The organism is Streptomyces sp. NPDC051582 (genome assembly GCF_040681715.1).
Taxonomy (GTDB): domain Bacteria; phylum Actinomycetota; class Actinomycetes; order Streptomycetales; family Streptomycetaceae; genus Streptomyces.
Map to the genome: position 1 here is coordinate 40,826 of NZ_JBFAZJ010000041.1, position 12,068 is coordinate 52,893.

A 12,068-nucleotide genomic window follows, 5' to 3' on the forward strand; every position below is an offset into this window, starting at 1 on the left:
GCGTGCGGGTTCTTCCGCGCCTTCCGGGTCCGTCGCGGCGGCCCTGCGCTCCTGCGCGACCTGCGGCGCCACCGGCTCGGCCTGCGCACCGCCTTCGACCTGGGCTGAACCGCCGGACACCCCCTATCGTCGCGGGCATGACCTCCACCCCGTCCGTCGGAGCCCTGCTGCGCACCTGGCGGGAGCGGCGCGGCATCAGCCAGCTGGCGCTGGCGGGCCGCGCCGACTCCTCGTCCCGGCACATCAGCTTCATCGAGACCGGCCGGTCGCGGCCGAGCAAGGAGATGGTCCTGCGGCTCGCGGACCACCTCGACGTGCCGGTCCGCGAGCGCAACACGCTGCTGCTCGCGGCGGGTTACGCCCCGCACTACGCACAGACCCCGCTCGACGACCCCTCGATGGGGGCGCTGCGCGAGGGCCTGGAGCGGCTGCTGACCGGCTACGAGCCGTATCCGGCGCTGATCGTGGACGCCGCGTACGACGTCCTCGCCGCCAACCGCGGCATCTCGATGCTGCTCGACGGGCTGCCCGAGCACCTGCTGGTCCCGCCGCTGAACGCCATGCGGATCACCCTGCACCCGCAGGGCCTGGCCCCGCGGATCCGCAACCTCGTGGAGTGGCGCGGGCACCTGCTGGCCCAGATGGAGCGGCAGCTCGCGCTGTCCCGCTCGGCGGCTCTGCGCGCGCTGTACGAGGAGGTGTCCGGGTATCCGGTGGACGCCGGGCCGCAGGACTCCGGGGCCGGTCCCGGTGCCGGTCCCGGGGAGGGCTCCGCGTGCCTCGCGCTGCCGCTGCTGATCGAGCACGACGGGCACCTGCTCTCCTTCGTGTCCTCGATCGCCACGTTCAACACGCCGATGGACGTGACCGTCTCCGAACTGGCCGTCGAGACGCTGCTCCCGGCCGACGCGGCGACGGCGAAGTACCTGCAAGCGGCGACACCCTGATCCGGACGCCCCCACCACCGGCCACCGAACGCACCGGCCCCGCAGTCGAACGCACTGATGGGTCGGGTCTTGAGCAGTACCGCGCATACGTCGTGGGACGATCAGTCATTCGACCCTTCTGGCACAGCGACGTTCGGTGCGGTGGGTGTCGCTTGGGACCGCTCAAGGCGGCGCTGACGGGCACGCGCCACGCGAGCCGGCGACTGAAACAGCTCGTTCAGCACCTCATCCATGAGCGTCAAGATCTCTTCTGCCGCCTCGTGATCCACTGGATCGAGATCACCATGAGCCGCCTCGTTCCCACCGAAGCGCACTTCGTCTGCCGCCTCTTTGATGTGGTCGCGCAGTAGACCCAGCCTGTGAAGCTCACCAATCTTGGCCATGAGACTCCCCTTGGCAACACCCTTATCCTTCGCCGACGCGTCGACCACTGCACGGGCGAGTGCAACGGCGGCCCGGTCAGCCTTGATTGCCAGACAATCGTGTGCCTCAACCGCGAGCGACTCGATGGCGGCGGGGACATCTGGGAAGGTCCTGTTGGATTTCGCGGGAGGAAGCCATCTTGGCTCCCGCGCTTGCGGGTGGTCCCACAGATCAGAGGGAGCCTGGTCCCAACCGTTCGTGGGCTGGAAGTCAGTCCATCCATAGGCGAGGACCAGACGACGGCAGTTCGCACATTGATAGGTCTCGAACCCTACGTTGAGACGGCTGTTCTGATCACGGACCACCTCAGGGGCGCTGACAGGTCGCATGTGAGCCAACCGTCCGCACCATCCACATGTCGTGCTCGCCATGGCCGGAGATTAGCGCGCAACGCGCTCCAAGACTACGAGGGGCCGACGACGTGACGCAGGCGCGAAATCGCGCCGAAGATCGAGCGGGAGGTGCCGCAGGACACGTGCCAAGCTCTGCAGATGTCGAGCGCCATCGATCCAGGATCCACGGATGATCCCGTGGTGGTACAGGTTGACGATGTCCTCCACGCGGCGATTCAGGAGCTCGTCTCCCGCAACCGCAAGTCGAGTCCGCCATCCCCGTACCGGGTTCCGGGCTGACTTCGGTGGTCAGGTGGTCAGGTGGTCAGGTAGTCAGCAGGTGCAGGACCTGATGGGCCGTCCAGTTGCCTGCGGCGCCCGGGCATGCGGCCAAGTAGTGCGCGATGTCCTGCTCCTCCCACGGTCCCGTTTCCAGGAGTCCGCCGGCGAGGTACCGCAGGTACGCCGCGGATGGCGTTCGGGCCGCCACGTCCCTGAGCGTCCACGGCGCCGTGAACGTCAGGACGGGGATGCCCTCGATCGCTCCGGGACAGATCAGGGTCTCGTACCGTCCCGGGCCCACCGCGTGGCGGCCCTCCCGAAGGACGGTCGTCAGATCGAGGTCGTGCCCGGGTTCCGCGTACATCTCCTGGGCGGCGATGTCGGACATCTGGCCGACGGTGACCAGGTGCGCCCGGCCACGCATGCGGCCCGGGGCGGTCGGATCGTAGAACCCGCGCCCTCCCGTCCACACGGGCGACTCGGTCGCGAAGTAGAGGCGACCGGCCAACTCCACCGCGACGGACCGCTCCGGCGCCCGCCGGTCCCGGCAGCCCGGGTACGTCCGCGCTGCCCCGGCGGGAGTGCCTCCCGCGAGGTACGCGGCCAGGCGGTCCATGTGCATGTTGGACCCGTACGAGGCGTACCAGACCCGCTCCGGCGCGGGGAGCGCTCCGCCCAGCGGCGTCGCGGTGTGCACGGTCATACGCGTTCCCTCGGGGGAGGTTGCGGGGTCGCCATCGGTGCGCCGGCACGCAACACCGTATGGCACGCACGGCGACCGGGGGTGCCAACCTTCTTTGACCCACACCGCAAGAAACGTTGGGATTCTCCTGTCTCGGTGCGGGGCGGACGGCTACGCTTCTGGCAGCCGAAGCTCTCGAACGTCCTCTCGACATACGGAGAACCTCACGGTGCCAGCCGTCGACCGATCCGACCTGGGCTCCGCCTGGGCCCGCGTCGCGGCATTGGCCGAGCGGAGCGGCCGGGACCCGGCCGCCGTCCTGTGCCCGGAGCGGCTGAGCCGCCTGTGCGGGGTCGAACCGGCGCTCGTCCCGCAGGTCGTGGCCGGAACCGCGCCCGAAGTACCGCTGTGCCTACGGGTCCACCGGCGCTTCCTGCGGCTGCGGGCCACCCGCCGAGACAAGCACGGCCGGGAGTGGCCGCTGGCCGCCATAGCCGAGGACTTCCAGGCGCCCGGCGCCTCCCTCGGACCGCTCAACGCGGGCACCGGACTGCCCCGGCTCGGCCACGCGGCCGGCGTGCAGCGGTTCTTCGGGGTCTACGCCGGCTTTCTCCTCGCCGACAGCCAGAGCGCCGTGGCACACGCCCTCGCCGCCGTCGGCCCCGGCGCTCCGGCGGACCTCGGGCACCTCTCGTACCTCACGGGCATGGACCCGCGCGACATCCGGCTCACCCTCGACGGCGCTCCGCCCCGGCTCCCGCTGAAGGAGCAGGTCCACCAGCGCTTCGAGCACCTGCGGCGCACCCGGCTGCGCGCGGACGGCCAGGTCCACTCCCTGGCCGCCATCGCCCGTTCCTTCTACGCCTCGGGCCAGTCCCTGACCCGCCTCACACGCGGCGGCGGGCTGCCCAACCTCGCGGCGGCCGCCGGGATCCAGCGCTTCTACGGGGTCGACGGCGGCTTCCTGCTGGCCGACGACACCGAGGCGCTCGCCACCGCCCTCGCCGGGATCGAGCAGGAGCTGGAATCCGCCGAACGCCGCACGGAAAACCCGATGCTGGCCGTCCTGCGGGCGCACGATGTACGGAGCATCGTCACGCGGGCCGGGCGGCTCTCCCCGGCGGGCTGGAAGTCCCTGGCCGACCACCTGGACGACCTGCTGGCCCGCGAGGGACAGCTGACACGCGAGAGCACGGGCCGCGTGGCGGTGCCGGACGACCGGAAGGCTGCCGAGGGGGGAGCGCCATGAGGACCACACGCACCATGCGGAAACTCGGGGGGGATCTGCTGACGGAGGCGCGCCTTGCGCAGCCGGCCGATTCCGCCGAGATCATCGGGAGCCTGTGCGCCGCGTACGGCCGCCGGCGCGGCGGGCGGCCGGTGGAGTTCCGGTTCGCCAAGTTCCCGCCCGACACGGCCAGCGGACTCTGGCTGGAGATGGAGGAGCGCGACCTGCTCGTCATCGAGGAACGCACCCGCCCCGAGCACCAGCTCGTGATCGCCTGCCACGAGTTATGGCACCTGGAGGAGGGCACCTGCGACAGTCACGGCCCGGGCATGGCCGTGGCGGCCCGGCTCACGGGAGCCCGGGGCGACCTCGCGGAGCTGCTGCACTCGGAGACCGGACTGGGCAGCGTGGTCCGGCAGGCGGCCGCTCGCGCCGACCGGGAGGATCCGGCGGAGATCCGGGCCGAGACCTTCGGCCTGTACCTCGGCCAAGTCCTGAAGGCGTACCTCCCGGGGCCCCGCGAGGAGCGGTTCCCCGAGGCGATCGAGCGCATCAAGTCCTCGCTCGGCTGGGGCCGTTGAGTGCACGCCCCCGCGGCGTACCGATGACGCCCCGGTGACCGGCGCCACCCCCTCCCGACGCACCTCACGCGCGCCGCTGCCCCGCACGGCCCCGACAGAGAGCACCACGATGACCCAGTCCTCCCCGCCCCGCCACGCCGTCGTCATCGGCGGCAGCATGGCCGGCCTGCTCGCGGCGGCCGTGCTCGCCGAACACGCGACGGTCACGATCATCGACGCCGACACCCTGCCCGACAGCCCGGCGCCGCGGCGCGGACTCCCGCAGGCCCGGCACGTCCACGTCATGTGGTCGGGAGGGGCGCGCGCCATCGAGATGATCCTGCCGGGCATCACCGGCGCGTGGACGGCCGCGGGGGCGATCCGCCGCAGCCTGCCCACCGACCTGGTCACCATGACGGCCCAGGGCTGGATCCCGCGCTGCGGGGAGAAGCAGTTCAACATCTCCTGCAGCCGCGACCTCCTCGACGCCGTGGTCCGCGCCCGGGTCACCGGTCTGCCCGGCGTCAGCACGCTCCAGCAGAGCCGCGTACGGGCCCTGGAGGGGACGGCGGCCCGCGTCACCGGCGTCCGCGTCGACACCCCGCGGGAACAGAACCGGCTGGTGACCGCCGACCTCGTGGTCGACGCGAGCGGGCGCGGCTCGCGGGCCCGTTCCTGGCTCCAGCAGCTGGGGGTCGGCGGGATCAGACAGGCCCAGGTCGACTCCGGCCTGGTGTACGCGACACGGATCTTCGAAGCCCCGGCCGGGGCCCACGAGATGGGCTTCCCGATCGTCAACGTGCAGTCCGATCCACGGGTGTACGTACCCGGCCAGACCGCGACGATCGTCCCCATCGAGAACGGCCAGTGGCAGGCCACCCTGTCCGGCACCCGCGGCGGCCAGCCCACCGGCGACCCCGAGCAGTTCATCCCGTTCGCCAAGGGGCTGCGCGACCCGATCGTCGGCGAGCTCCTCGCCGGCAGGAAGCCCCTGACCGACATAGCCGTCACCCAGGGCACCGCCAACCGCCGGGTCTACTTCGAGAAGGCGGACCTGCCCGACGGATTCTTCGCCGTCGGCGACTCCGTCGCCACCTTCAACCCGCTGTACGGGCAGGGGATGACCGTCGCCGCGCAGGGGCTGCTGGCCGTACGGGCCCTGCTGCGCGCCCAGGGCCTCGCCCACCCCTCCTTCGGCCGCGAGGCGCAGCGCGCGCTCGTCCCCCAGGTGTCCACCGCCTGGGCACTCGCCACCTCGCAGGACATCCTGTACCCGGGAGCCACGGGCATGAAGCCGCGCGCCGGTACGGGGCTGCTCAACTCGTACGTCAGCCGGCTGATGACCGGGGCCACCACGCGGGAGGCGCTGACCGCCGCGTTCCTCCAGGTCATCACCATGAGCAGGACGCCCGCGTACTGGCTGCGCCCCTCGGTGGTCTGGCACGTGCTGCGCGCCTCGGACCGGGGTGCGCTCAAGGCGCCGCCGCTGACGGCGGCCGAGCGCTCCGTCGCGGGGCTCGACCAGGGGTCCGGACCGGTCGATCCCGTGGGTCCCGTCGGTCAGGCGCGATGAACGACGGTCTCATCCTCTACGTTCCCGGGTCGGTGATGATCCTGGCGCTGCTGATCAAGGCGCCGACCCTGCGCCGGGGCTGGGACCAGCCGCTCATGCGGGCGGTGTGCACCCTGCTCGTCGTCGGCTGCATGGTCATGTTCCTGGCGGCCCCGCCGACGATCTCCACGGTCAACCGGCTCACCGGGATCGTCAACTTCTCGGCACCCCTGGTGTACAGCGTGCTGACCGCCTTCTCGGGCTCGTGCATCGTCCTGGTCCTGCAGTGGGGCGGCGGCCCGCCGGCCGTGGTACGGCGGGCGACCCGGCTGACGGTGGCCGTGTTCGGCGCCGTCACCCTCCTCATCGTCCTCCTGTTCGCGATCGGTGACGCGCCCGTGGAGCGCCTGCGCGACCTGGACACGTACTACGCCAACACGCCCTGGTTGCGCGAGATGATCGTCTGCTACCTGCTCGCGCACACCGTCGGCAGTTCGACCCTGACCCTGCTGTGCTGGAAGTGGCTGCTGCGCGTACGCCCCTCGCTGCGCCCGCTGCGCACCGGGCTGGCCCTGATCGTGCTCGGCGGGGCGCTGGACCTGGGCTACCTGGTGGCGAAGTGGGCCGCGGTGGGAGCCCGCTGGGCGGGCCGCGACTGGGACGGGCTCTCCACCTACGTGGCCCCGCCGTTCGCCTCCGCCGCGGCCCTGATGGTGGGCTCGGGGTTCATCGTCCCGCTGGTCGGCGGCTCGGCGGCCTGGCGGGACTTCAGCCGGTACCGGCGACTGCACCCGCTGTGGAAGGCGCTGCACGGCTTCGCCGCGTCGAGCGTGACGACGGTGCCGCTGACCTGGTGGTCGCCGATCGGGATCCGGCTGATCCACCGCGAATCGGTGATCGACGACGGGATCCTGGCGCTGGCCCGCTGGTTCGATCCGGCCGTACGGGAAGCGGCGTACGAGACCGCCCTCGGCCAGGGCCTGTGCCCCGCGAGGGCTTCGCTCGTGGCGGACGCGGCCATGCTCGCCGCTGCCTGCCGGCGCCGGGAGGCGGCCGTCGCCGCCGAGGCCGCCGACCGCGCGGCCGCGGCCGACCAGGGCCTGTCCGAGCCGTACCGGCTGGATTCCCGGCCGCTGGCCGCGCTGGCCCGGGAGTTCCGCACCTCCCCGATCGTGGCGGCCGTACGAAGGGAGCCGGCCCCGCTCTGAACGGCCCGGCCGGGGCGCCGGCGGCCGGTCTCAGCCCACGAGGGCGTGGACGTCCTCGGGCTCGGGATTGCGGGCGAGCCAGGCCCCGTACGCCCGCACCCGGCGCCAGTGCTGGAGCTGGTCGAGGGCGAACGCGGCCCGCGGGGAGGCCTTCGGGCGCGGTTCCAGGCCGCGGGCCAGCCGGTGCAGCTGGAACCGTACGAAGGCCAGCAGCCCCGCCCCGGCCAGGTCCCGGTCCTTCCACCCCAGCCGCTCCACGGTCACCCGTACGTCCTCCCCGGCGCGCCAGCGGGCCGGCAGGTCGGGGCGGAACGCCAGCGCGGAGGCGAGCCCGACGACGGAGACCCCGCGCGCCAGGACCTTGCGCGCGGTCTCCTGGCGGGCTATCCCGCCGGTCAGCATCAGCGGCATCGTGGCCGCGTCCAGGAACCCCTCGGCGAAGGAGAGGAAGTACGCCTCCCGTTCGAGGGTCCGCAGGTCGGCGGTGCGGCCCAGGGTGGCGGGACTCTCGACGCTGCCGCCGGACAGTTCGACCAGGTCGACGCCGAGGCCGTCGAGGGCGGCGAGGACCTGCGCGGCGTCCTCCGTGTCGAAGCCGCCGCGCTGGAAGTCGGCGGTGTTGAGCTTGACGCCGACGGCGAAGCCGGGGCCGACCTGCGCGCGGACGGACCGGACGACCTCGGTCAGCAGCCGGACCCGGTTCTCCGGGCTGCCGCCCCAGCGGTCGGTGCGCCGGTTGACCAGCGGGGAGAGGAACTGGCTGATCAGATAGCCGTGGGCGGCGTGGATCTGCACCCCGTCGAAGCCCGCCTCCTCGGCCCGCCGGGCGGTGACCGCGAACCGGGCGACGGTGGCCTCGATGTCGGCCTCGGTCATCGCGGTGGGGCGGGCGAAGCGCTTGGTGTGCTTGCCGAGGCTCACCCCGATGTCGGACGGCGCCCAGGCCGTGCCGGGCATCTCGGAGCCGACCTGCCGGCCGGGGTGGTTGATCTGCATCCAGACCCGGCCGCCGCCACCGGAGGCCGCCTCGGCCCAGCGGCGGAAGGGGTCGAGCGGGGAGTGGGCATCGAGGACGATGGTGCCCGGGGCGGTCAGCGCCCGCCGGTCGACCATCACGTTCCCGGTGATCAGGAGGCCGGCGCCGCCCCGCGCCCAGCGGCGGTAGAGGAGCTCGATGCGCTCGTCGGGCAGCTGGCCCGCCCCGGCGAGGCTCTCCTCCATGGCCGCCTTCGCCAGGCGGTTGGGCAAGGTGGCGCCGCCCGGCAGCTCCAGTGGCGTGAACAGGTCCATCAGCAGTTCCCCCCAGGAAACGTGTTGCACGTGTCATCCCGCGCCCCGGCGCAAAGATACCGCCCGCTCCCCGGCGCCCGTCAGGCTCCGTACGGAAGAATCCGGACACCCCCGGAACGCGGATGCGCCCCGGGCAGAGGGCCCGGGGCGCATCCGTACGGGGCGTCCCCGCGGGCGGCGGTCAGAGGTCCGCGAGCTCCAGACCGGCCTGTGCGGCGGCCGCCTGCACGGTCTGCTCCAGCAGGACGGCGATGGTCATCGGGCCGACGCCGCCCGGGACCGGGGTGATCAGCGAGGCGCGGGCGGCGGCCGACTCGAAGTGGACGTCGCCGACGTTGCCCTCGTTGTAACCGGCGTCCAGGACGACGGCGCCGGGCTTGATGTCCTCGCCGCGGATGAACTCGGCCTTGCCCACGGCGGCGACCAGCACGTCGGCCTGGCGCACGATCGAGGGGAGGTCCACGGTGCGGGAGTGGCAGTAGGTGACGGTGGCGTTCTGCTCCAGCAGCAGCATGCCGGCCGGCTTGCCCAGGATCGCGCTGCGGCCGACGACCACGGCGTGCTTGCCGGTCAGGTCCACGTCGTACTCGGCGAGCAGCCGCATGATGCCGCCGGGGGTGCAGGACACGAAGCCCGGCAGCCCGAAGCCCATGGCGGCGAAGGAGTGCATGGTGACGCCGTCGACGTCCTTGCCCGGGGCGATGGCCTCGAAGGCGGCGCGCTCGTCGATGTGGTGCGGGACCGGGTGCTGGAGCAGGATGCCGCTGATCTGCGGGTCCTCGGACAGGGCGGTGAGGGCGGCGACGAGCTCCTGCGTCGTCGTCGACGCCGGCAGCTCCACGTGGCGGGAGGTGATCCCGGCCTTGGCACAGCGGTTCTGCTTCATCTTCACGTACGTCACGGACGCCGGGTCCTCGCCGACCAGCACGGTCGCGAGGCAGGGGGCGGTGCCGGTGCGCTCGGTGATCTTCGCCGCGAGAACGGCGGTCCGCTCCGAGACGCGGCGGGCGAGGGCGGTGCCGTCCATCAGCCGGGCGGGGCCGACGGCGGTGGCGGTGGCGGTCTGGGCAGTCGTCAACGGGGCTCCTGGGCGTCGCTGCGGATCGCGGTGCGCGGATTCGCGTGTCGCGGGGTTCGCGGTTCGCCCAGGCGCGCGGCAGGAGACGTACGTACGGACATACGCCGGGCCGCTCCCCGGTGGTGATCCACCCGAACGCCAGTCACGGCCCGCCTCCACTCTAATGGACCCCGCTCGGATGTGCGGTGGTGCGCGGCGGCCCCCGATCCGCGGGATCAGGTCAAACCGGTCGCGGGAGGTCCGGCGCAGCCGCCACCCCGACGACGCCGTCACGGGCGCGGGCAGGGCGGGACTCGAAGTGGTGGATCTGCGCTCCGAAAGACTGCGTACGGAGTTCCACGACGTCGGAGCCGTGATCTACTTTCTCCGGAAGGTGATCTGGATGGTGCCCGGCTTCACGGTCGGGCAGTACCGGGACCGGTTGCGCGAGCTCCACGAACAGATCGAACGTGACGGCCCGTTCGTGGCGCACACCGCCCGTTTCCTCACCGAGGCCCGCAAAACGGGCTGACGGAGAAGGGGGCGCGGGCGCGGACGGATCCACGGCCGAATGGTTGCGCGCCCACAGCGTGGCGCAGGTCACTCAATTCAGCGCGTAACGAATCGACTCGGGCATGCGATGAACCGACAGGTGTCCTCGCGCGGCCCCGGAATACAGACCCCCCTCGGGTCTGTTTCCCGAGTCCGCGCGAAGATGTCCCGCCCACTCCCTATCTGTTCGCAACGAGAGGCTCCTTGTGTCGCTCAGCCCGTCCCGTACGTTCCCTCCGGAGATCGCCGAATCGGAGGCCCTCGTCGCGCTCGTCGAGCGCGGCCGCGAGCAGGGTCACATCAACGGTGACGACGTGCGCCAGGCCTTCGAGGCCGGCCGCATCCCGGTGGACCAGTGGAAGCGGGTCCTGCGCAGCCTGAACCAGGTCCTGGACGAGGAGGGTGTCGCGCTGCACGTCAGCGCCGCCCCCGCCACGAAGGCTGCCGCGAAGAAGCCCCGCAAGGCGGCCGCCGCGCCTGCCCGCACCGTGACCAAGAAGGCGGCCGCCGCGCCGCGCCCCATCGGTGCGCGCAAGACCTCGGCCACCAGCGCGGCCCCCGCCACCGCGGCGGCGATATCCGCTTCGCCGGCCGCGGCCACCGAGGACGAGGTGACGGCCGACGCCGTCGCCGAGCCGAAGAAGCGGACGGTCAAGAAGACCGCCGCGAAGAAGACCGCGGTGAAGAAGACCGCCGCCGCGGCCAAGAAGACCAGCGCCAAGGACGCCGACGAAGGCGAGACCCCGGCCGCCGAGGGTGAGGACTGGGCCGCCGAGGACCTCGTCGACGACGTCGAGGAAGAGGCCCCCAAGCCCGGCGGCACCCAGGGCTTCGTCCTGTCCGACGACGACGAGGACGACGCCCCGGCGCAGACGGTCATGGTGGCCGGCGCCACCGCCGACCCCGTCAAGGACTACCTGAAGCTGATCGGCAAGGTGCCGCTCCTCAACGCCGAGCAGGAGGTCGAGCTCGCCAAGCGGATCGAGGCGGGTCTCTTCTCCGAGTACAAGCTCGAAGAGGAGGAGGACCACAAGCCCGCGTTCAAGCGCGAGCTGGAGATCCTCGTCGAGGACGGCCGTCGTGCCAAGAACCACCTGCTGGAGGCCAACCTCCGCCTCGTGGTCTCGCTGGCCAAGCGCTACACCGGCCGCGGCATGCTCTTCCTGGACCTGATCCAGGAGGGCAACGTCGGTCTGATCCGCGCCGTGGAGAAGTTCGACTACACCAAGGGCTTCAAGTTCTCCACGTACGCGACCTGGTGGATCCGGCAGGCGATCACGCGTGCCATGGCCGACCAGTCGCGCACGATCCGCATCCCCGTCCACATGGTCGAGATCATCAACAAGCTGGCGCGCGTCCAGCGCCAGATGCTCCAGGACCTCGGCCGGGAGCCCACTCCGGAGGAGCTGGGCAAGGAACTCGACATGACCCCCGAGAAGGTCATCGAGGTCCAGAAGTACGGCCGCGAGCCGATCTCCCTGCACACCCCGCTGGGTGAGGAGGGCGACAGCGAGTTCGGTGACCTCATCGAGGACTCCGAGGCGGTCGTGCCGGCCGACGCGGTGTCGTTCACCTTCCTCCAGGAGCAGCTCCAGTCGATCCTGGGGACGCTCTCGGAGCGCGAGGCGGGCGTCGTCTCGATGCGTTACGGCCTGAACGACGGCCAGCCGAAGACCCTGGACGAGATCGGCCGCGTGTACGGGGTCACCCGTGAGCGCATCCGTCAGATCGAGTCCAAGACCATGTCGAAGCTGCGCCACCCGTCGCGTTCGCAGGTGCTGCGCGACTACCTCGACTAAACCGTACGCCGGGGGCCGTCGGCCCCCGGTGTACGGCGGCTCGTCGCGGAGTGCGTGGTGTCCCAGTGCCAGGGCTTCGGCACCGTGGTCCCGACCCCGTGCCCCGAGTGCGCGGGCGACGGCCGGGTCCGCTCCCGCCGCAGCCTGACGGTCAAG

10 protein-coding genes, 1 pseudogene and 1 riboswitch are annotated in these 12,068 nt (G+C 72.0%); of the genes and pseudogenes, 7 read left to right on the forward strand and 4 right to left on the reverse strand.

All coding sequences use genetic code 11. The annotated features are described in order from the left end of the window. The first annotated feature begins 137 nt into the window (after positions 1 to 137). Positions 138 to 947, forward strand: a complete 810-nt coding sequence (locus AB0M92_RS35040) for a helix-turn-helix transcriptional regulator (protein ID WP_366106395.1) — start codon at positions 138 to 140, stop codon at positions 945 to 947. Between the two features lie 101 nt (positions 948 to 1,048). Here AB0M92_RS35040 and AB0M92_RS35045 read toward each other — a convergent pair whose 3' ends face one another. Next, on the reverse strand, positions 1,049 to 1,699 hold the full coding sequence (locus AB0M92_RS35045) for a DUF4145 domain-containing protein (protein WP_366106396.1): 651 nt from the start codon (positions 1,697 to 1,699) through the stop codon (positions 1,049 to 1,051). A gap of 328 nt (positions 1,700 to 2,027) precedes the next feature. Next, positions 2,028 to 2,687, reverse strand: coding sequence for a histone deacetylase (locus AB0M92_RS35050; protein ID WP_366106397.1), 660 nt, complete (start codon positions 2,685 to 2,687; stop codon positions 2,028 to 2,030). 208 nt (positions 2,688 to 2,895) lie between these two features. Between AB0M92_RS35050 and AB0M92_RS35055 the strand changes: the two genes are divergently transcribed. The 4 genes from AB0M92_RS35055 to AB0M92_RS35070 all read left to right on the forward strand — a co-directional run bounded on the left by AB0M92_RS35055 (position 2,896) and on the right by AB0M92_RS35070 (position 7,214). After that, complete coding sequence (locus tag AB0M92_RS35055; protein ID WP_366106398.1) at positions 2,896 to 3,915, forward strand: hypothetical protein; 1,020 nt, start codon at positions 2,896 to 2,898, stop codon at positions 3,913 to 3,915. Further along, positions 3,912 to 4,475: a toxin-antitoxin system, toxin component gene (locus tag AB0M92_RS35060; RefSeq protein WP_366106399.1), complete on the forward strand. Its 564-nt coding sequence runs from the start codon at positions 3,912 to 3,914 to the stop codon at positions 4,473 to 4,475. The genes AB0M92_RS35055 and AB0M92_RS35060 overlap by 4 nt, the downstream gene beginning before the upstream one ends. Positions 4,476 to 4,584: 109 nt before the next feature. After that, positions 4,585 to 6,027, forward strand: coding sequence for an FAD-dependent monooxygenase (locus tag AB0M92_RS35065; RefSeq protein WP_366106400.1), 1,443 nt, complete (start codon positions 4,585 to 4,587; stop codon positions 6,025 to 6,027). Further along, positions 6,024 to 7,214, forward strand: a complete 1,191-nt coding sequence (locus AB0M92_RS35070; protein ID WP_366106401.1) for an MAB_1171c family putative transporter — start codon at positions 6,024 to 6,026, stop codon at positions 7,212 to 7,214. The genes AB0M92_RS35065 and AB0M92_RS35070 overlap by 4 nt, the downstream gene beginning before the upstream one ends. Positions 7,215 to 7,244: 30 nt before the next feature. Here the strand turns inward: AB0M92_RS35070 and AB0M92_RS35075 are convergent, their stop codons facing one another. Both AB0M92_RS35075 and AB0M92_RS35080 read right to left on the reverse strand, forming a co-directional pair. After that, the gene (locus AB0M92_RS35075) at positions 7,245 to 8,534 is read right to left on the reverse strand and encodes an NADH:flavin oxidoreductase/NADH oxidase family protein (protein ID WP_366106402.1); all 1,290 of its coding nucleotides are present in this window, start codon (positions 8,532 to 8,534) and stop codon (positions 7,245 to 7,247) included. A 151-nt stretch (positions 8,535 to 8,685) separates the two neighbouring features. Beyond that, on the reverse strand, positions 8,686 to 9,531 hold the full coding sequence (locus AB0M92_RS35080; RefSeq protein ID WP_366106406.1) for a tetrahydrofolate dehydrogenase/cyclohydrolase catalytic domain-containing protein: 846 nt from the start codon (positions 9,529 to 9,531) through the stop codon (positions 8,686 to 8,688). Between the two features lie 109 nt (positions 9,532 to 9,640). Next, positions 9,641 to 9,738, reverse strand: a riboswitch (ZMP/ZTP riboswitch). Positions 9,739 to 9,817: 79 nt separating this feature from the next. Between AB0M92_RS35080 and AB0M92_RS35085 the strand changes: the two are divergent. Beyond that, positions 9,818 to 10,093: pseudogene (locus AB0M92_RS35085) on the forward strand (SAM-dependent methyltransferase); the annotation flags it as partial. A 226-nt stretch (positions 10,094 to 10,319) separates the two neighbouring features. Further along, positions 10,320 to 11,912 carry an RNA polymerase sigma factor gene (locus AB0M92_RS35090; RefSeq protein ID WP_366106403.1) on the forward strand — a complete coding sequence of 531 codons (1,593 nt, stop codon included), beginning with the start codon at positions 10,320 to 10,322 and terminating at the stop codon, positions 11,910 to 11,912. The last annotated feature ends 156 nt before the right edge of the window (positions 11,913 to 12,068 follow it).

Excerpts from the sequence above, each read along its gene's own strand:
- AB0M92_RS35080 (WP_366106406.1), bottom strand. The coding sequence starts at position 9,531 with ATGGACGGCACCGCCCTCGCCCGCCGCGTCTCGGAGCGGACCGCCGTT.
- AB0M92_RS35065 (WP_366106400.1), top strand. The coding sequence starts at position 4,585 with ATGACCCAGTCCTCCCCGCCCCGCCACGCCGTCGTCATCGGCGGCAGC.
- AB0M92_RS35060 (WP_366106399.1), top strand. The coding sequence starts at position 3,912 with ATGAGGACCACACGCACCATGCGGAAACTCGGGGGGGATCTGCTGACG.
- AB0M92_RS35070 (WP_366106401.1), top strand. The coding sequence starts at position 6,024 with ATGAACGACGGTCTCATCCTCTACGTTCCCGGGTCGGTGATGATCCTG.
- AB0M92_RS35045 (WP_366106396.1), bottom strand. The coding sequence starts at position 1,699 with ATGCGACCTGTCAGCGCCCCTGAGGTGGTCCGTGATCAGAACAGCCGT.
- AB0M92_RS35050 (WP_366106397.1), bottom strand. The coding sequence starts at position 2,687 with ATGACCGTGCACACCGCGACGCCGCTGGGCGGAGCGCTCCCCGCGCCG.
- AB0M92_RS35040 (WP_366106395.1), top strand. The coding sequence starts at position 138 with ATGACCTCCACCCCGTCCGTCGGAGCCCTGCTGCGCACCTGGCGGGAG.